We start from the raw sequence: 17,844 nt of genomic DNA, 5'->3' as shown, positions 1-17,844 counted from the left end.
CGGGGGCACGGGGCTACGCGATGTGCTCGTTCTCCAGCTCGGTCTGGTAGCGCTGCTTGAGCTGCGGGAAGATCTTGCGGATCAGCGAGGCGCTGCGCGGATGCACCACTCCGTACCGGTCGGCCAGCACTATGTCGAGCTGCTCCGCGGTCAGGACCTCGCCGTTCTCCTCCAGGTGGGAACGGAAGACCTCGTACGCCGCCTCCGCGAACTTCACGTCGTCGTCGCTCGGCGGCTCGCCCTCCAAGAAGGCCTCCTCCTGGCGGGGACCCGGTATCGGCAGCTCCTGCGGCTCGTGGGCCTGCACCGGGGCCTGCACCTGGGCCTGCTCCGGCTCCTGCTGCTCCGGGCCCGTCGGGGGCATGACCGGGGTCGGCTCCAGGCCCTCGACGTACTGCGGGTTGTAGCCGCCCTCGTACGCGGCCTGCGGCGCGCGGGGCGCCGCGAACCACGCGCTGTTGTGCGCGGCCGGCATCGCGGTCGGGTCCACCACGAACGGCGCGGCGTCGGGATGACCCTGAGCAGCCATGGAGGCCCCGCCCGGCACCTGCGCGTACTGGGGATCCGGCCCGGCGAGCTGATGGGGCTGCCCGGCGTCGGCGGGGAGGGGGCCGGGGCCCGCGACCGCCACGGCCGTGCCCGGCGCGGTGCCCGGAGCCGTGCCCGATGCCGGCTGCTGCGCGGCCTCGGCGCCCGCCGTGAGGGCCGGGGCCGTCGGGTCCGGGCTCGGGGCCGGGGGGATGAGGAGGGGGTCGATGCCCGCCGCGGCCAGGCCCTCGGGGGCGGTCTGCGCGAGGGGGACGCCTATCCGGGCCAGCTTCAGCGGCATCAGGGCCCCGACGGGGGCCTTGCGGCGCCAGGCGCGGCCGTAGCGGGCCTGCAGGCGGGCCTGGTAGATCAGCCGGTCCTGCTCCATGCCGACGGCCTGCTCGTAGGAGCGCAGCTCCCACAGCTTCATCCGGCGCCACAGCTTGAAGGTGGGGACGGGGGACAGGAGCCAGCGCGTGATGCGGACGCCCTCCATGTGCCGGTCCGCGGTGATGTCCGCGATCCGGCCCACCGCGTGCCGGGCCGCCTCCACGGTGACCACGAACAGGATCGGGATCACCGCGTGCATGCCGACCCCGAGGGGGTCGGGCCAGGCGGCCGCGCCGTTGAAGGCGATCGTCGCCGCCGTCAGCAGCCACGCCGTCTGGCGCAGCAGCGGGAACGGGATCCGGATCCACGTCAGGAGCAGGTCCAGCGCGAGCAGGACGCAGATGCCCATGTCGATGCCGATCGGGAAGACCAGCGAGAAGGAACCGAAGCCCTTCTGCAAGGCCAGGGCGCGCACGGCGGAGTAAGAACCGGCGAAACCGATCCCCGCGATGACGACGGCTCCGGCGACCACCACACCGATCAATATCCGGTGCGTACGAGTCAGCTGCATCGCGGCCACCCGCGATCCCCTCCCCTTGTCGAGCTACGGCAGGGCACAGCGTACGCGCGTACGGGCCAGGGGACGTCGGCGGTCCGGACCCGGGGCTTCCGGGCACCGGTCCGCCGACGGCGCGGTGGGTCCTGGGAGTTCGAAGGCGGGGTGTCCTAGGCGTTCGAAGGCAAGACGTCCTAGGAGTTCGAAGGCGAGGGCGACTGCTCCGGCTGACCCGACTGCTCGGGCTGCTTCGCCTCGTTGGCGGCCGCGACCGAGGCCACGGTCTCCTTCGTCGCCGCGATGGCGTCCTGGAGCAGCTTGGCCTGGTCGGGAGCGGTCGCTCCCTCGTAGGCCGTGCCGTTGTAGTCGAGGGTGATGACCACGTTGTGCGTGCGGGCGATGACCGAGGTGTTGAAGAAGTCGCCGTCCTTCTTGGTGGTGAAGGTGACGGTGGCGGCCTGGTCGCCGATGCCGCCCGCCTCCTCCGGCTTCACGTTCTCCGCGCCCTCGACGGCCTTCGCCTTCTCGACCTGCTTGGCGTACTCGTCCTCGGCGCGCTTGCTGCCGGTGCCGACCGAGGCGAGGGAGTCGTAGCGGACCAGGGAGATCGAGAGCCAGCGGTACTGCGAGCCCTTCAGGCCGGCCTCGTCCAGACCGTTCCAGGTGCAGGTGGCACGGCTGGTGAGGTCGTTGGACTTGGCGGCGGTGCCGTTCGCGTCCTTCGCCTTCGGGACGATCGTCTCGATGGTCTTCGCGGCGACCGCCTTGCACGGCTCCGGCAGCGTGGCGTACACGGCCTTCTCCAGCGCCTCCTTGGAGGGCTTGGCGCTCGGCTTGGCGGACGAGGACGCGCCGGACTTCTTGCCGCTGTCGGCACCCGACTTCTCGCCCGAGTCGGACGAGCAGCCGGCGACCGTGAGGATCACCGGGACGGCTGCGCAGGCGAGGACGCGGGTGAGGCGCGAGGCTGATCGGTGCATGATTCCTTCAGACGTTGTGGGTCTTCGTGCGGGCTCGTTCGGTCCCTCTTGCGGGCGCGGGACCCGAGCAACCGTAGCCCGACCCGGCGCCCGGCTGCTGTGCGCGCCGTCACGGCGGTCCCGTACGCCCCCCTGGGACGGGACCGGCTAGTCGTTGAACCGCTCCACGAGGGCCTGCGCCAACTGCCTTGCCCTGTCCTGGGTTTCACCGCTGGGCGGGACCGTGCCGGGCAGCGCGGGCTGGACGCTGTACTCGACGGTGACGATGACATTCGAGGTACGGAACACAATGCGGACCGTGCGCGCCTGGGCGGCGGTGGCCCCGGCGGCGGCGAGCTTGTCGTCGAGGAAGGCCTCGTCGCCGAGCCCTTCGAGGACGCGGGAGCCGAGCTCGGGCGGGGCGGAGGGGCTGGTGGACGCGCCGGGGCTGGTGCTCGTGGCCGGGCTGGTGCCCGTGCCCGTGCTCGCCCCCGTGCTCGGAGTAGGTGCGGGGCTCGGCGTCGCGCCGGGGGCCCCGGATGCCGGTGCCCCGGACCCGGACGGGGTCGGGGTCGGGCTCGCGGACGGCCCCGGGGTGGGCGGCAGGTTGGCGGCGGTGAGCTGGCTGCCGTAGACCTGCCGCGCCTTGTCGTCGTCGCTGGTGGTGGCCCGGTCGTACGAGACCACGCGCTCGAAGCCCACCGACAGCAGCCGGGTCTCGGTCGGCGTCTGCGCGGTCCAGCGGCAGCCGACGCGCCGGTCGGCGTCGTACGAGGCGTCCGCGACCCCGGCGTAGAGCGCTTCGAGGGCCTCGGGGGCGAGGCCCTCGGCGGCCGGGAGCATCGCCTTGACCTTCTTCTCGTCGGCGGCCTTGCAGGGCATGGGCAGGATGCGGTACTTGCCGGGCTGGGCGAGCGTGCCGGAGTTCGTACCGGGCTTCGAGTCGCTCTTGGTTCCGATCCCGCCGTCGCCGTCGGTGCAGGCGGTGAGCCCGGCCGCGAGGGCGGTGAGCATCGCGATGGCTGGCAGGACTCCACGTACTCGTACCGTCTTGCGCTGCACGCTCCACCGGCTCCCTTCGGGAAAATGCGTTGCCGCGGCTGGGGCGCGGCTGGACACAATGTCTATCGCACACGCTGGTGCCGGCGCCGGTCCTCTGTCGTATTTAGGGCCATGAGCGAGGCTTTTGCGTTATCAGACTTTTGTGGTGTTGACGGGGTGTTGAGGGTGAAATGTCGTACGTAGAAGTTCCCGGGGCGCAGGTTCCCATCCGGATGTGGACCGACCCGGCGTCGGTCGAGGACAGCGCGATGCGCCAGCTCCAGAACACCGCCGGCCTTCCCTGGATCAAGGGCCTCGCCGTCATGCCGGACGTGCACTACGGCAAGGGCGCGACGGTCGGCTCGGTCATCGCCATGAAGGGCGCGGTCTGCCCGGCGGCGGTGGGCGTGGACATCGGCTGCGGCATGTCGGCGGTCAAGACGTCGCTGACCGCGAACGACCTCCCGGGGGACCTGTCGGGGCTGCGCTCGCAGATCGAGAAGGCGATCCCGGTGGGGGCGGGGATGCACCGGGAGGCGGTGGATCCGGGGCGGCTGTACGGGTTCTCGGAGCGGGGGTTCGGGGATCTGTGGGAGCGGTTCGACTATGTCGCGGATGCGGTGAAGTTCCGGCGGGAGCGGGCTTTGCGGCAAATGGGGAGTCTCGGCCTCGGAAATCACTATATTGAGCTCAATTTGGACAATCAGGGCGCAGTGTGGCTGACCCTGCATTCCGGATCCCGAGGCATCGGCAACCAATTGGCTGAGCATCACATCGGCATCGCGCGGGGGCTTTCCCATAACCAGGGGCTGGTCGACCGGGACCTGGCCGTGTTCCTCGCTGCGACTCCGGAGATGGCTGCTTACCGCCACGATCTCTACTGGGCGCAGGAGTACGCCAAGTACAACCGTGCCGTGATGATGAGTCTGTTCAAGGAGGTCCTGCGCAAGCAGTTCCGCAAGGCGAAGGTCTCCTTCGAGCAGGAGATCAGCTGCCACCACAACTACGTGGCGGAAGAGCGGTACGACGGCGTCGACCTGCTGGTCACCCGTAAGGGCGCGATCCGCGCGGGCAGCGGCGAGTACGGGATCATCCCGGGTTCGATGGCCACCGGTACCTACATCGTGAAGGGCCTCGGCAACAAGGCCGCGTTCAATTCGGCCTCGCACGGCGCGGGACGGCGGATGAGCCGGACGGCGGCGAAGAAGCGGTACACGGCGCAGGATCTGGCGGACCAGACCAAGGGCGTGGAGTGCCGTAAGGACTCGGGCGTCGTGGACGAGATCCCGGCGGCGTACAAGCCGATCGAGCAGGTCATGGAGCAGCAGCGGGACCTCGTGGAGGTCGTCGCCAAGCTCCGGCAGGTCGTCTGCATCAAGGGGTGAAGCCGAGAGGGGCACCGCACATGCGGTGCCCCTCTCGCGGTGCCCTCGTCTACTGCGGTGGGGTGGGGACGCGTCCGGTGCGGAACCGCCAGAGACGCATCGCACAGCTCTGTTCGGTCCGGTCCAAGGCGACCGCTGCTGCGGCTGGGTCGTTGAGGCGGACCAGTTCCTGGTCGTCCTGCACTGTCCAGCGGCGTCGCGGCGGGGCGATCTTCATGTCCGCGGGACGGACCCAGCCTTGGATCGCGTTCGCCTTGGCCTTCTTGTGGTCGAGGGCGAGGCAGCCGTCGTAGTAGAGGTGCGCGGCAAGCTGCTGCGCCGTCTCCTTGTAGTAGCAGACGTTGTAGACGGCGTCTCGCGTATTGCGTGAGGTCGTGCGCTCTGTTCCTGTGAGGTCCTTGCCGTACTTGCACAGGTAGGCGGCGATTTCTGTGCTGGCCGAGACCAGGGAGAGGAAGGGCCATCCCTGGGCAGTCCAGCCGAGGGACCCGTCGGCATCGATGACTCCGCGGAGGTAGTCGGGACGTGAGAAGTCCGTGCGTGGTGGCTTGATGGTCTGCGACTTCTTGCCGTAGGGGATGCCGAGTTCGTTGACGATGGTCCGGGCTTCGAGCGAGCTGACGGACCAGGTCGCGGAGTGATGCCTTTCGGCGAAGTTCGTGCTCCGGACGCGCTCGGTGATGGAGCTGTAGTAGGGCGTGAGCTTCTGGAACTCGCGGAGGATGTGGATGTCGCGAACGTTGATCTCGGTGGTGAGTCGCCCCTTCTGCCCTCTGCCTTGCGCGAGGTGCCCGTCGGCCTGCAGGAAGCCGAACATGTAGGCGTAGCGAGGGTCTTCGAGGTCCATGAAGCGCACGGGGGCGCTAGGGTCCTGGTCAGCCATGGGGAAGTCACTCTTCCTTGTCGGTGAGGCCCTCGGTCGGGACTGCCATCCCGGGCGGGGGCCGTTTGTGTTGTCACCGAACTTAGGTAGGGGTTCGGGGTGCTATCGGGGCTTTGGGGTGGCTTCACTCGAACGCATGGTGGGGTGTCACATTCCCTTTCGGGTGGGGAGTCGGGGGCGGGTGTTTGCGGGTGTGATGTGATCTGCGGTGTTCCGGTTGTCCAGTCCCGTGGGGGGATCTGTCGTGGTACGTGGCGTTGCTGGTCGGTGGTGGGGGCTCGGGGTCGCCGTTGTGGTGGTGGCGGGGGTTTCCGGGTGCTCGGGTGCGAAGGGGGAGGGCGGGGCGAAGGCTGCGCCGGCGTCCGTTTCGGCCGCGCCCGTGGTGCTGTCGCGCGTGATTTCCGTCGCCGATGCCGAGAAGGTGTTCAACCACTTCGGGTGGGCGAACTCGGTGGCCGAGGGGAAGGCCGACTTCGCGGCGATCTCCAAGATCCAGACCGGTGCGCTGCTGGAGGAGAGCAAGGCGCGGCACGCGCGCAAGAACCTGCACTCGATCGTCAGGGACGGGGACACCGATTTCGCCCGGCCCGTCTTCGTGATCCCGACGGAGCGTGAGCAGCCGGGGTATCCGCGTTCGTTCGTCGTGTTCAGCAAGGTCGATGCGTATGTCGAGGATCGTGCGACGGCGGTGCACCACTTCGTGCAGGACGGGCCCGGGGGTGCGTGGAAGGCGGCCGCCACCTCCTGGGTGTACGGGGGGCCGGTCAAGGCGGGGGCGTCCCCGGCCCGGTATCTGGAGGGCAAGAACCTCCTTATGCGGGAGAAGGGGATCGAGGCCCCGGCTACGGAGGTGGTCGCGGGCGCAGTGTTCTCGTCGCGGGCCGCCGAGGACCGCAAGGCGTGCGGGCGGTACGGGGACTACTTGAGCTTCACCGCCCCCAACGGCGAGCGTGCGAGCGAGCACTTCGTGCAGGGGCCCCTCACGGGTGGGGTGGTCGACGCGTACAACGCGAGGGACGAGCTCGTCGACGGGCTGGTGCGGAACAGCTTGGCCTACGCACCCACGGGCGGGGACCTGCCGGTGGTGCGGCTGGCGGGCGGCGCTTCGCTGGTGACCTGTACGTACGTGATGACCGAGCACTCGGAGAACAAGCCGGGGACGAGGTGGTTCGCGTTCAAGAAGGGCAGCGACGTCGAGCGGATGCTGGGCGGTTCCCGGCACTGGACGGTCGCGGACCGGCGCTGGTCGGTGACGGCTGTGATCGAGGTTCCGGCGCAGGGGCCGGCCGATGTGGTGACCGTCAACTCCCGTGGTGCGGAGCTGCTTTCCGCGAAAGGAACTCCCTACTAGGGGATTGACGGCGGGAGTTGGTCTAGACCAAGGTGTGCCGCATGTGGAGATCCCGTGCGGTGCTTGCCGCGCTCGCGTCGTTGTCGCTCACCGTTGGTGCCGCTCAGGCGGCCGATGCCGTCGGGTCCGGGGCTGCTGCTCCGGCCGCTCCGGCCGCTGCCGCGGGGTCGCGGGCCGTCGGGCTGCCGCCCGTCGTGTCGCACGTGCCGACCGGCGAGAAGGTCGTGTTCATCACCATCGATGACGGGTGGGCGCACGATCCCGCCGTCGCACAGGCGCTCGTGGATCAGCGGGTGCCCGCTTCGCTGTTCCTGCTGCCGGGGGCGTTCTCGTACGACGCCCAGTACTTCACCGGGCTGGTCGCGCAGGGGCGTGCGGTGAACGTGGAGAACCACACCGTCAATCATCCCGATTTGACCGCTCTCGACGCCGCCGGCAAGGACGCCGAGGTGTGCGGGGCCGGGGAGCAGGTCGCCGCGGCGTTCGGGCGGGAGCCGAAGTTGCTGCGGCCGCCGTACGGGGCCGTCAACGACGATGTGCGGCTGGCCGCGAAGGCGTGCGGGGTCAAGGCGCTGATCACGTGGACGCACGACTTCACCACGTGGAGCGAGACGCCGGCCACGCCGCAGCTGAACGCCGGTGACATCGTGCTGCTGCACTTCACGCCGACGCTCGGCGCGGACCTGAAGCGGGCCCTGGACGCGGCGAAGGCCGCCGGGCTGAAGCCGGCGGCCTTGATGCCGCACCTGAAGAGCGCCGGGCTGGTGCCGTAGGCGCGTACGGGTTACAGCTCGCGGTGGAGCTTGGTGTTCGAGGCCTGGGCGCGGGGGCGGACCACCAGGAGGTCGATGTTGACGTGGCTGGGACGGGTCACCGCCCAGGTGATGGTGTCGGCCACGTCGTCGGCGGAGAGGGGCTCGGCCACGCCGGCGTACACCTTCTCCGCCCGCTCCGCGTCGCCGCGGAACCGGGTCTTCGCGAACTCCTCGGTCTTGACCAGGCCCGGGGCGATCTCGATGACGCGGACGGGCTGGCCGACGATCTCCAGGCGGAGGGTCTCGGCGAGGACGCGGGCGCCGTTCTTGGCGGCCACGTAGCCGGCGCCGCCCTCGTACGTGGCGTGGCCGGCGGTGGAGGAGAGGACGACCACTGTGCCGTCGCCGGAGGCGGTCAGGGCCGGGAGCAGGGCCTGGGTCACGTTGAGCGTGCCGATGACGTTGACCTCGTACATCGTGCGCCAGTCGGCGGGGTCGCCGGTGGCGACGGGGTCGGCGCCGATGGCACCGCCGGCGTTGTTGACGAGCACGTCGCAGCGGTCGAGGGAGGCGGCGAGGGCGTCGACGGCGGCGCGGTCGGTGACGTCGAGGGCGTGGGCGGTCGCCTCGTGGCCGGCGGCCGTGATCTCGGCGGCGAGGGCCTCGATGCGGTCCTTGCGGCGGGCGGTGAGGACGACGTGGTAGCCGGCCGCGGCGAGCTGCCGGGCGGTGGCCGCGCCGATGCCGCTGCTCGCGCCGGTGACTACGGCGGTTCGGGTGGCCGTGCTCATGCTGGCTCCTCGTGCGTTCGTACGGGTGAGTACTCGCCAGCATAGGCGGGTCGCGGCGCAGGTCACCGGCCGCGCGGGGCGTACATGATCACCGCCGTGCCGGCGAGGCAGATCAGGGCGCCCGCGATGTCCCAGCGGTCGGGCCGGTAGCCGTCGGCGAGCACGCCCCAGAGGAGGGATCCGGCGACGAAGACCCCGCCGTAGGCGGCGAGGACGCGGGCGAAGTCGCCCGTGGGCTGGAGGGTGGCGGCGAAGCCGTAGAGGCCGAGCGCGATGACTCCGGCGCCGATCCAGGCCCAGCCCTTGTGCTCGCGGACGCCTTGCCAGACGAGCCAGGCGCCGCCGATCTCCAGGAGGGCGGCGAGGGCGAAGAGGGCGGCGGAACGGGCGATGAGCATGGCCGGAACCCTATGCGGGGCGAATGCGCGAGTGGGGGAGGAGGGCTCGCCCTCGTTCGTGTGATGGTCCGACCATCGGATGGGTGGGAGGGCTAGCGTCCGCGCGTGGAGGTGGTCGCGGTGCGCCGAGGTGCCGTACGGAGTGTGGTGATGGCCGGGCTGCTGGTGCTGCTCGGCGGGCTGGGGAGCGGTGTGGGGAACGCCCGCGCCGGGGCCGGGGACGGGGCTGCGTTCGGGCCCGAGGCCGAGGCCGATGTGGCCTATCACGGGCGGGTCGCCCTGACCGCGGGCCGGCTGCGGATCCTGCTGGTCCCGGAGAACGAGGGGCCGTCCGCGCTGGCGAACGCGACCGTACGGCTGCGCCTGTCGGCCGAACTCGCGGACCGGCAGGAGCTGGCGGAGGGCTGCGCGCGGGCCGGGCTGCGCGAGGTGGTGTGCGAGACCGGGGAACTGCCGCTGCACGGTCGGGGGCGGCACATCGGCCTGGCGCTGCGGCTGAAGGAGCCGGCCGCGGAGGTGGTGGTGCGGGTCGACACGTGGTGGAACGGCGGCGCGACCGACCGGAACCGGACCAACAACGAGCACGTGGTGCTGGCGCTGGACACGGGGGACACGTACGCGTTCTGACCTGTCGGGGCCGGAGGGGCCTTCGGGGTTGGAGGGGCAGTCGGGGCCGCATGCGTGCGGCCCCGTACGCATGCGCTGCTACGGGGTGCCGACTTCGCCGAACTCGGCCACGGCCTCGTCGACGATCCGCTCCAGCCGGGCGTGGTGGGCGCCGCGCCAGTAGACGCGCTCGCAGGCGGCGCACTCGGCGAAGACCTCGTACGAGCGCTGCGTGCCGCCCTCCAGCCGGTCGCCGACGCTGTCCTTGTCGGCCTCGCGCAGGGTGCCGTTGCACGCGGTGCAGCGGGTCCAGGGTGCGAGGGCCGGGGCGAACCGGCCCAGGATGTCGCGGACTTGCTCGTCGGGGTTGTCGCTGTAGACGTACGCGCCGGCGAACAGCTCGCGGCGGCGCAGCAGTCCGCGGTCGCGGGAGAGCAGGACGCGCTGCTCGGCGGCCGAGCGGGTGGCCAGGGCCGGGTCGCCGATGTCCTCGTTCTCGTACGCGGCGTCGACGCCCAGCAGCCGCAGGCGGCGGGCGAGGGTGCCGAGGTGGACGTCGAGGAGGAAGCGCAGCGGGGTGTCCCCGGGGACGCCGGGGAGGTGCTGGGGGCGGTCGACGCCGAAGACCTCCACGGACTCGCCGGCTCGGGGCACGTGGGCGAGGGGCGTCTCGGCGCCGTCGACGAGGATCCTGCCGACTTCGGTGAGGGGGACGCCGGCCGATTCGACGACGTGGCCGAGGCTGGAGGCGCCGTCGGTGGTGGTCGGTACGCGGGTGCCGCGGCGCGCGGGCGCGGCGAACACGTGCAGTTCGGGGGCGAGGGTGAGCTGAATGCCGGGTCCGTTCACCGGGCCAGCATGCCATCGCGGGGTGGTGGTCGGCCGCGGATTTACGCGGCCGCGCGCGCGGGTCCCCGTACGGCCGGGGGCGAGGCCGGGGCCGGCGCCGGTGATCGGCGCCGAGGGGCGGGGCCCTACGCGTCCGCAGTCGCCGCGGTCGCGGCGTCGTGGAGCCGGCGGTGGGCGTTGACCTCGTCGAAGTGGTTCTCGGCCCACTCCTTCACCGAGCTGAGCAGGCAGCCGAGGTTGCCGCCGAGGTCGGTGAGCCGGTAGTCGACGCGGACGGGGATGGTGGGTGTGACGGTGCGGGCGACGAGGCCGTCGCGCTCCAGGGAGCGCAGGGTCTGGGTCAGCATCTTCTGGCTGACGCCGGGGATCCTGCGGCCGAGCTCGCTGTAGCGCATGGTCCGGTCCTCGGCCTGGGTGAGTGCGCTGACGATGAGGCCGACCCACTTGTCGCTGATGCGGGCCAGGAGCTGGCTGGTGGGGCACTCCTTGAGGAAGGCGTCGTAGGCCTCGCGGGCCTCTTCGCGGCGGGCCTCGGCGGTACGGGTGGCCATGGGTGCCCCACTTCCGGGTCGGGTACGCACTCCGAAGTACGTACTTACGATTCGAGAGTAACTCTCCCTAGGTTAGTTCTCACCGGGAACACCGGAAAGAACGAACGAGTGAGCGAACCTGCGGAAGAGGCGATGGCGATGACCAGCACCAGCACCAGCACCACCACCACCGGCCCGGCGACGATGTCGGCGGCAGTGGCCGAGGGCTTCGGCGGCCCCGACCGGATCGAGGTCGTACGGGTGGCGATCCCGCAGCCGGGCGCCGGGCAGGTCCGCGTACGGGTCCGGGCGGCCGGCCTGAACCCGGTCGACGGTGCGGTACTGGCCGGGGTCTTCGGCGGCGAGGGGCAGCGGCTCGGCTTCGGCTGGGACCTGGTGGGCGAGATCGACGAGCTCGGCGCGGACACGGACGGCTGGGCGGTGTCCGACCGGGTGGTCGGCCTGCACTACGGGACGGTCAAGCCGCTCGGTACGCACGCGCAGTACGCGGTGCTCGATGCGTCGGCGCTCGCTCCGGCCCCCGTCACGGTCGACCGGGTCGCGGCGGCGGCGCTGCCGCTGAGCGGCCTGACCGCGGCCCGCGCGGTGGACCTGCTGGACCTGGCCCCGGGGGCTTCGGTCCTGGTCACCGGCGCGGCGGGAGCGGTCGGCGGACTCGCGGTCCAGCTGGCGGCGCGGGCCGGCTACGTGGTGACGGCCCTGGCGGGACCCGATGACGAGGCCCTCGTACGCTCCCTGGGCGCGGCCCACTTCGTCCCGCGCGGCTCGGCTCCGGCCGCCGCGGTGGACGGGGTCGTGGACACGGCGGTCCTCGGCGCACCGGCCCTGGCCTTCGTCCGGGACGGCGGCGCCTACATCGGCCTGATCCCCGGCGCGGCCCCGGCGGCGGAGCGGGGCGTCCGCGTGGTGGAACAGGAGGTCGCGGCGGACGGCGCGCACCTGGCGCAGCTGGTGAAGCTGGTCGACGCGGGGGAGCTCACGCTGCGGACGGCGGAGTCGTTCCCCCTGGCCGAGGCGCCGAAGGCCTACGCCCGCCTGTCGGAAGGCGGCTCCCGAGGCCGCATCATCCTGACGGTGTCCTGACCGACCGGCTCCAGGGCCCGCGCACCTCGACCGGGGCCCGTGAGCCCCGGGCGGCCCCTAAGGCCAGACCAGGCAGTAAGGCTGGTGGCCCGCCTCGTGGAGGCGGTGGCTGAAGTCCTGCCACTCGTGGAGGAGCTGGTAGACGTTGAAGGCGTCGCGGGGGCCGCCGCGGTCGGGGACCGTGGACCAGATGAAGGCGGCGGCGCCGACCGATTCCTCGCCGATGCCGCGCAGCGGGTCGACGACGGTCATGGGGAGTTTGACGACCGCGTAGTCGGGGTGGAGGACGACCAGTTCCAGCGGGGGCACCTTGTGCAGGGGTATGCCCTCGATGCCGGTCAGGACCATCGCGGCGACCGTTTCTGGCTTGATCTTGGAGAACATGCCGCCCATGCCGAGCTCGTCGCCGCCGAGCTCCTCGGGGCGCATCGTCACGGGGACGCGCGCGGCCGTGGCCCCGTCGGGGGCGCCGAAGTATTTATACGTCACGCCCATGCCGCGGCCCCTGGGGAGGCCGTCGGGGTCCTGCGTGGGGCCCGGTACGTGTTCTGCCGCGTCCGTGGCACGACGGCGGTGCTTGCCGCGGCGCCGTTCGCGGGCGCGCTGCGGGTCCAGGCCGTCCGTGCCCTCGCCCGGTCCACCACCGCGTTGCATATCTCCACCCGACGTGTCTTGCCTGCCCCGGCCCCGTGACCCCCGCCACGCAGCCTGATCATCATGGCAGTGACCTCCCCCGGGGCGGCGCGGTGAAACGCCCGTCCGCAAGTCAGTCGCGGCCTGATGAGACCATGGCTGGTGTGAGCTACCCGTACCCGTATGAAGCCAAAGTCTCGCAGACTCTCTTTGACCGCGCGTCCCTCGTGACGCCTGGCGGCGTGAACTCTCCCGTGCGCGCCTTCCGCGCCGTGGGCGGAACGCCCAGGTTCATGGTGTCCGGTACCGGTCCGTACCTGACCGATGCCGACGGGCGCGAGTACGTCGACCTGGTCTGCTCGTGGGGGCCGATGATCCTCGGCCATGCCCACCCGGCCGTGGTGGAGGCCATCCAGGCCGCCGTCGTCCGCGGCACCTCCTTCGGTACTCCCGGTGAGGGCGAGGTCGCGCTCGCCGAGGAGATCGTCGCGCGGATCGAGCCCGTTGAGCAGGTGCGTCTGGTGTCCTCCGGGACCGAGGCGACCATGTCGGCGATCCGTCTCGCCCGCGGGTTCACCGGCCGAGCCAAGATCGTGAAGTTCGCCGGCTGTTACCACGGGCACGTGGACTCGCTGCTGGCCGCCGCCGGCTCCGGGCTCGCGACCTTCGCGCTGCCGGACACCCCGGGGGTGACGGGCGCGCAGGCCGGGGACACGATCGTGCTCCCGTACAACGATCTGGAATCGGTCCGGGCGGCCTTCGCCGCGCACCCCGGCGAGATCGCCTGTGTGATCACCGAGGCGGCGCCCGGCAACATGGGCGTCGTGACTCCGGGGGAGGGCTTCAACCAGGGGCTCGCCGACCTGTGCCGGGCGAACGGCGCCCTGTACATCTCCGACGAGGTCATGACCGGTTTCCGTACCTCGCGCGCCGGCTGGTACGGCGTGGACGGGGTCAAGCCCGACCTGATGACCTTCGGCAAGGTCATGGGCGGCGGCTTCCCGGCGGCGGCGTTCGGCGGCCGTGCGGACGTCATGGGCCACCTGGCGCCCGCGGGTCCCGTCTACCAGGCGGGCACGCTGTCCGGTAACCCGATCGCGACGGCCGCGGGTCTCGCGCAGCTGCGGCTGCTGGACGAGGCGGCGTACGAGAAGGTCGACGCGGTGTCGCTCCAGATCCAGGGGCTGGTGACCGAGGCGCTCACCAAGGAGGGCGTCGCGCACCGGCTGCAGACCGCCTCCAACATGTTCTCGGTGTTCTTCACCGCGGACGAGGTCCGCAACTACGACGACGCGAAGAAGCAGGAAGCCTTCCGCTTCAACGGCTTCTTCCACTCGATGCTGGCGCAGGGCGTCTACCTGCCGCCGTCGGCGTTCGAGTCGTGGTTCGTGTCCACCGCCCACGACGACAAGGCGATCGAGCGCATCGCGGCCGCGCTGCCGGCCGCCGCCCGGGCCGCCGCGGAGGCCACCGCATGAGCGCCGGAGCGAGTGCCGGAGCGAGCGCGGGGGCTCCTGCCGAGGGCAACGAGATCACCGTCGTCCACGTGGTCCGCCACGGCGAGGTGCACAACCCGGACGGGGTCCTCTACGGCCGCCGCGGCGGTTACCACCTCTCCGAGCTGGGCCGCAAGATGGCGGACCGGGTCGCGGAGCACCTGGAGAACCGCGACGTGACGTACGTCGTGGCCTCCCCGCTGGAGCGGGCCCAGGAGACGGCGGCGCCGATCGCGAAGTCGCACGGGCTGGAGCTGGCGACCGACGGCCGGCTGATCGAGGCGGGCAACGTCTTCGAGGGCAAGACCTTCGGGGTCGGCGACGGCGCGCTGCGCAGGCCCGACAACTGGAAGCACCTGACGAACCCGTTCAAGCCGTCCTGGGGCGAGCCGTACGTCGAGCAGGTCGTGCGGATGATGAGCGCGATCGAGACCGCCCGTGACGCGGCCCGCGGCCACGAGGCGGTGGCGGTCAGCCACCAGCTGCCGATCTGGATCGTACGGAGCTTCGCGGAGAAGCGGCGGCTGTGGCACGACCCGCGCCGCCGCCAGTGCACGCTGGCCTCGCTGACCTCGTTCACGTACCAGGGCGACCGGCTGGTGTCGGTGGGCTACAGCGAGCCGGCCCGGGACCTGGTCCCGGCGCACCTCCTCGCGGGGGCGAAGCCGGTGAAGGGCAAGTCCAAGGCGTTCGGGGCCTAAGCCCCGGCCGCGCGGTACCGATGGCCGGGCCCGTCCCCCCTGGGGGCCGGGCCCGGAGTCGTGAGTCCCGGGGCGCATCCCGGTTCGAGGCGCAAGCCCTCGGGCCGTGCCCGTTTGGTCAAGACTCTGCCTAATTTCATACAAGTTGCCGGACGCGGTCGTGTCGCCCCTAGACATCGTCGAAATGTCCGTTTGTATGAATTACATGAGCGATATGCGCGGCTTCAGCCGAAGGGGAGTACTCGGACTCGGACTTGGAGCCGCCGCGGCGGCCGGCATCGCCGGCTGCAGCGTCGGCGGCCCGTCCGAAACGGGCAACCCGGGCCCGGCCAACCCGACCGGACCCGCCCTGCCGTCCGGCCCGGTGGTCAAGCCCATCGGCGACGGATCCACCGCCGACACCGGGCCGCAGCCGCACCAGCCGGCCGCCCCCGTACCCCTCCAGCCGGGCGAGACCCCGCCCCAGTTCGTGGTGTTCAGCTGGGACGGCGCGGGCGAGATCGGCAACGGCCTCTTCCCCCGGTTCCTCAAGCTCGCCAAGGACCACGGCGCGGCGATGACCTTCTTCCTCTCCGGCATCTACCTCCTGCCCGAGTCGAAGAAGCACCTCTACCGGCCCCCGAACAACCCCGTCGGCGCCTCCGACATCGGCTACCTCAAGGACGAGAACGTCCGCAACACCCTCAAGTACGTGCGCGAGGCCTGGCTCGACGGCCACGAGATAGGCACCCACTTCAACGGGCACTTCTGCGGCGGCTCCGGCTCGGTCGGCAAGTGGACTCCGGAGGACTGGCAGAGCGAGATCGACCAGGCCGTGTCCTTCGTCACCAACTGGCGCACCAACACCGGCTGGACGGACCTCGAACCACTGCCCTTCGACTACCGCAAGGAGCTGACCGGCGCCCGCACCCCCTGCCTGCTCGGCCGGGACAACCTGCTGCCCACCGCGCGGAAGCTGGGCTGGCGCTACGACTCCAGCTCGCCCGGCGGCCTCCAGCAGTGGCCGGAAAAGCGCGGAGGCCTGTGGGACCTGCCGCTGCAGTCGCTGCCGTTCCCCGGGCACTCCTTCGAGGTGCTGTCGATGGACTACAACATCCTCGCGAACCAGTCCAAGAACACCACCAAGGGCGTCCCCTCCAACTACCCGGCCTGGCGCACCCAGGCCACCGCCGCCTACCTCGGCGGCTTCAAGCGGGCCTACGAGAGCAACCGCGCGCCCCTGTTCATCGGCAACCACTTCGAGGAGTGGAACGGCGGCATCTACATGGACGCCGTCGAGGAATCCCTCAAGGGCATGGCGGACAAAAAGGACGTACGCCTCGTATCCTTCCGGCAGTTCGCCGACTGGCTGGACGTCCAGGACCCCAAGGTTCTGGCCAAACTGCGCACGCTCGGACCCGGCCAGGCACCGACCGGTGGCTGGGGCACGTATCTCGCCAGCGCCTGACCAGCGGCTTAGCACACCCCCCGGGGGGCGCGGAAGATCCGCAAAGCGCTCATGCGAAACTTTTCACATGAGCTTTAGCCGCGCCCCTCGGAGCCGCTCGATCAGCGGCCGCGCCACCCTGCTGACCGTGGTGACCCTCACCGGCGCCCTCACCCTCACGGCGTGCGGGGACGACGGCGGCAAGACCTCCGGTTCCGCCGGGGGCAACTACGTGACGGGCTCCAGCGGCATTTCCACCGTCGCCAAGGCCGACCGCACCGACGCCCCCAAGCTCGACGGGGAAACGGTGGACGGCAAGACCCTGGACACCACCACCCTCAAGGGCAAGGTCGTCGTCCTCAACGTCTGGGGCTCCTGGTGCCCGCCGTGCCGGGCCGAGGCCCCGTCCTTCGCGAAGGTCGCCAAGGAACTGGAGGCGGCCGGCCAGCCCGTCGCCTTCGTCGGCATCAACACCCGCGACAACACCAAGCAGAACGCCCTCTCCTTCGAAGAGACCTACGGGATCACCTACCCGAGCCTCTTCGACCCGGACGGCAAGCTGATGCTCCGGTTCCCCAAGGGCACGCTCAACCCGAACGCCATCCCCTCCACGCTCGTCCTCGACAAGGACGGCAAGATCGCCTCCCGCACCCTGGCCGCGCTCAGCGAGGCGAAACTGCGCTCGATGATCGACCCGCTGCTCGCGGAGAAGTGACCCAGTGGTCACCGAGCTCTCCGCGCTCTCAGGGTCCGTGCTCGCCGCCGAAGCGACCGGCGTGAACACGACCGTCCTCAACGGCGCCCTGCTGCTGGCCCTGCCGATCGCCCTGCTCGCCGGGCTGATCTCCTTCTTCTCGCCCTGCGTGCTGCCGCTGGTCCCCGGCTACCTCTCCTACGTGACCGGCATCGGCGGCGCCGACCTCGCCGAGGCCCGCCGCGGCCGGATGCTGGGCGGCGCGAGCCTGTTCGTCCTCGGCTTCACGGCCGTGTTCGTCTCGACCGGCGCGCTGTTCGGCTACTTCGGGCAGACCCTCGACGCGAACAAGGAAGTCATCTCCCGGGTCCTGGGCGGCCTGGTGATCCTGCTCGGCCTGTTCTTCATGGGCGCCATCCCCGGTCTGACGATGCGCGAGTTCCGCTTCCACAAGAAGCCGACCGTCGGACTGCTCGGCGCACCCCTGCTCGGCGTGCTCTTCGGCCTCGGCTGGACCCCCTGCATGGGCCCGACCCTCGCCGCCGTCGGCACCCTCTCCATCGAGCAGGCCACCGCCGGCCGCGGCGCGCTGCTGACCGTGGTCTTCTGTCTGGGGCTGGGGCTGCCGTTCATCGCCACCGCCCTCGCCTTCCGCAAGGCGCTCGGCGCCTTCGGCTGGGTGAAGAAGCACTATGCGTGGGTGATGAGGATCGGCGGCGGCATGCTGATCCTGACCGGTCTGCTGCTCGTCACAGGAATCTGGAGCAGCATCGTCAGCGACATGCAGGGCTGGACCAGCGGCTTCACGGTGGGGATCTGAGGACTACA

19 protein-coding genes are annotated in these 17,844 nt (G+C 71.0%); 10 read left to right on the top strand and 9 right to left on the bottom strand.

Going from position 1 to position 17,844, the window contains the following annotated elements; genetic code table 11:
* Window positions 1-13: 13 nt before the first annotated feature.
* The 3 genes from OG276_RS15370 to OG276_RS15360 form a co-directional block, all read right to left on the bottom strand.
* Window positions 14-1,438, bottom strand: a complete 1,425-nt coding sequence (locus OG276_RS15370; protein WP_266905797.1) for a DUF2637 domain-containing protein — start codon at window positions 1,436-1,438, stop codon at window positions 14-16.
* 170 nt (window positions 1,439-1,608) lie between these two features.
* Complete coding sequence (locus OG276_RS15365) at window positions 1,609-2,394, bottom strand: DUF3558 family protein (protein WP_266905795.1); 786 nt, start codon at window positions 2,392-2,394, stop codon at window positions 1,609-1,611.
* A 147-nt stretch (window positions 2,395-2,541) separates the two neighbouring features.
* Window positions 2,542-3,435, bottom strand: a complete 894-nt coding sequence (locus tag OG276_RS15360) for a DUF3558 domain-containing protein (RefSeq protein ID WP_266905793.1) — start codon at window positions 3,433-3,435, stop codon at window positions 2,542-2,544.
* 170 nt (window positions 3,436-3,605) lie between these two features.
* On the opposite strand from OG276_RS15360, the gene OG276_RS15355 reads away from it, so the two are divergent.
* On the top strand, window positions 3,606-4,799 hold the full coding sequence (locus OG276_RS15355; protein ID WP_266905791.1) for an RtcB family protein: 1,194 nt from the start codon (window positions 3,606-3,608) through the stop codon (window positions 4,797-4,799).
* A gap of 49 nt (window positions 4,800-4,848) precedes the next feature.
* Here the strand turns inward: OG276_RS15355 and OG276_RS15350 are convergent, their stop codons facing one another.
* Window positions 4,849-5,682, bottom strand: coding sequence for a hypothetical protein (locus OG276_RS15350; RefSeq protein WP_266905789.1), 834 nt, complete (start codon window positions 5,680-5,682; stop codon window positions 4,849-4,851).
* A 394-nt stretch (window positions 5,683-6,076) separates the two neighbouring features.
* On the opposite strand from OG276_RS15350, the gene OG276_RS15345 reads away from it, so the two are divergent.
* Both OG276_RS15345 and OG276_RS15340 read left to right on the top strand, forming a co-directional pair.
* Entirely contained in the window at window positions 6,077-7,033 is a 957-nt protein-coding gene (locus OG276_RS15345; protein ID WP_266905787.1) for a hypothetical protein, read from the top strand.
* Between the two features lie 41 nt (window positions 7,034-7,074).
* Window positions 7,075-7,806 carry a polysaccharide deacetylase family protein gene (locus OG276_RS15340; protein WP_266905785.1) on the top strand — a complete coding sequence of 244 codons (732 nt, stop codon included), beginning with the start codon at window positions 7,075-7,077 and terminating at the stop codon, window positions 7,804-7,806.
* A gap of 11 nt (window positions 7,807-7,817) precedes the next feature.
* On the opposite strand, the gene OG276_RS15335 is transcribed toward OG276_RS15340, so the two are convergent.
* Together OG276_RS15335 and OG276_RS15330 are read right to left on the bottom strand one after the other, a co-directional pair.
* Window positions 7,818-8,579 carry an SDR family NAD(P)-dependent oxidoreductase gene (locus tag OG276_RS15335; RefSeq protein ID WP_266905784.1) on the bottom strand — a complete coding sequence of 254 codons (762 nt, stop codon included), beginning with the start codon at window positions 8,577-8,579 and terminating at the stop codon, window positions 7,818-7,820.
* A 62-nt stretch (window positions 8,580-8,641) separates the two neighbouring features.
* Window positions 8,642-8,977, bottom strand: a complete 336-nt coding sequence (locus tag OG276_RS15330) for a YnfA family protein (RefSeq protein ID WP_266905782.1) — start codon at window positions 8,975-8,977, stop codon at window positions 8,642-8,644.
* Between the two features lie 105 nt (window positions 8,978-9,082).
* On the opposite strand from OG276_RS15330, the gene OG276_RS15325 reads away from it, so the two are divergent.
* The gene (locus tag OG276_RS15325; RefSeq protein WP_266905780.1) at window positions 9,083-9,604 is read left to right on the top strand and encodes a hypothetical protein; all 522 of its coding nucleotides are present in this window, start codon (window positions 9,083-9,085) and stop codon (window positions 9,602-9,604) included.
* A gap of 78 nt (window positions 9,605-9,682) precedes the next feature.
* Here the strand turns inward: OG276_RS15325 and OG276_RS15320 are convergent, their stop codons facing one another.
* Window positions 9,683-10,432 carry a Mut7-C RNAse domain-containing protein gene (locus OG276_RS15320; protein WP_266905778.1) on the bottom strand — a complete coding sequence of 250 codons (750 nt, stop codon included), beginning with the start codon at window positions 10,430-10,432 and terminating at the stop codon, window positions 9,683-9,685.
* A 125-nt stretch (window positions 10,433-10,557) separates the two neighbouring features.
* A complete protein-coding gene (locus OG276_RS15315) occupies window positions 10,558-10,983 on the bottom strand; it encodes a helix-turn-helix domain-containing protein (RefSeq protein WP_266905776.1) in 426 nt (141 codons plus the stop codon).
* A gap of 183 nt (window positions 10,984-11,166) precedes the next feature.
* On the opposite strand from OG276_RS15315, the gene OG276_RS15310 reads away from it, so the two are divergent.
* Entirely contained in the window at window positions 11,167-12,066 is a 900-nt protein-coding gene (locus OG276_RS15310) for an NADP-dependent oxidoreductase (protein ID WP_266912840.1), read from the top strand.
* A gap of 57 nt (window positions 12,067-12,123) precedes the next feature.
* On the opposite strand, the gene OG276_RS15305 is transcribed toward OG276_RS15310, so the two are convergent.
* Window positions 12,124-12,561, bottom strand: a complete 438-nt coding sequence (locus tag OG276_RS15305; protein ID WP_243340142.1) for a hypothetical protein — start codon at window positions 12,559-12,561, stop codon at window positions 12,124-12,126.
* 293 nt (window positions 12,562-12,854) lie between these two features.
* Here OG276_RS15305 and hemL point away from each other — a divergent pair, with 293 nt between their 5' ends.
* The 5 genes from hemL to OG276_RS15280 all read left to right on the top strand — a co-directional run bounded on the left by hemL (window position 12,855) and on the right by OG276_RS15280 (window position 17,836).
* Window positions 12,855-14,177 (top strand): glutamate-1-semialdehyde 2,1-aminomutase, encoded by a 1,323-nt coding sequence (hemL, locus tag OG276_RS15300; protein WP_266905774.1) that lies wholly within the window; start codon window positions 12,855-12,857, stop codon window positions 14,175-14,177.
* Entirely contained in the window at window positions 14,174-14,896 is a 723-nt protein-coding gene (locus tag OG276_RS15295; RefSeq protein ID WP_266905772.1) for a histidine phosphatase family protein, read from the top strand. Before hemL ends, OG276_RS15295 begins: the two co-directional genes overlap by 4 nt.
* Before the next feature lie 214 nt (window positions 14,897-15,110).
* Window positions 15,111-16,343, top strand: a complete 1,233-nt coding sequence (locus tag OG276_RS15290) for a hypothetical protein (protein ID WP_266912838.1) — start codon at window positions 15,111-15,113, stop codon at window positions 16,341-16,343.
* A 67-nt stretch (window positions 16,344-16,410) separates the two neighbouring features.
* Complete coding sequence (locus OG276_RS15285) at window positions 16,411-17,037, top strand: TlpA disulfide reductase family protein (protein WP_266905770.1); 627 nt, start codon at window positions 16,411-16,413, stop codon at window positions 17,035-17,037.
* 37 nt (window positions 17,038-17,074) lie between these two features.
* A complete protein-coding gene (locus tag OG276_RS15280) occupies window positions 17,075-17,836 on the top strand; it encodes a cytochrome c biogenesis CcdA family protein (RefSeq protein ID WP_266912836.1) in 762 nt (253 codons plus the stop codon).
* Window positions 17,837-17,844: the final 8 nt, after the last annotated feature.

Origin of the sequence: Streptomyces sp. NBC_00086, assembly GCF_026343255.1 — a bacterium.
Lineage (GTDB): Bacteria > Actinomycetota > Actinomycetes > Streptomycetales > Streptomycetaceae > Streptomyces.
This window is presented reverse-complemented; position numbering and strand designations above follow the sequence as displayed.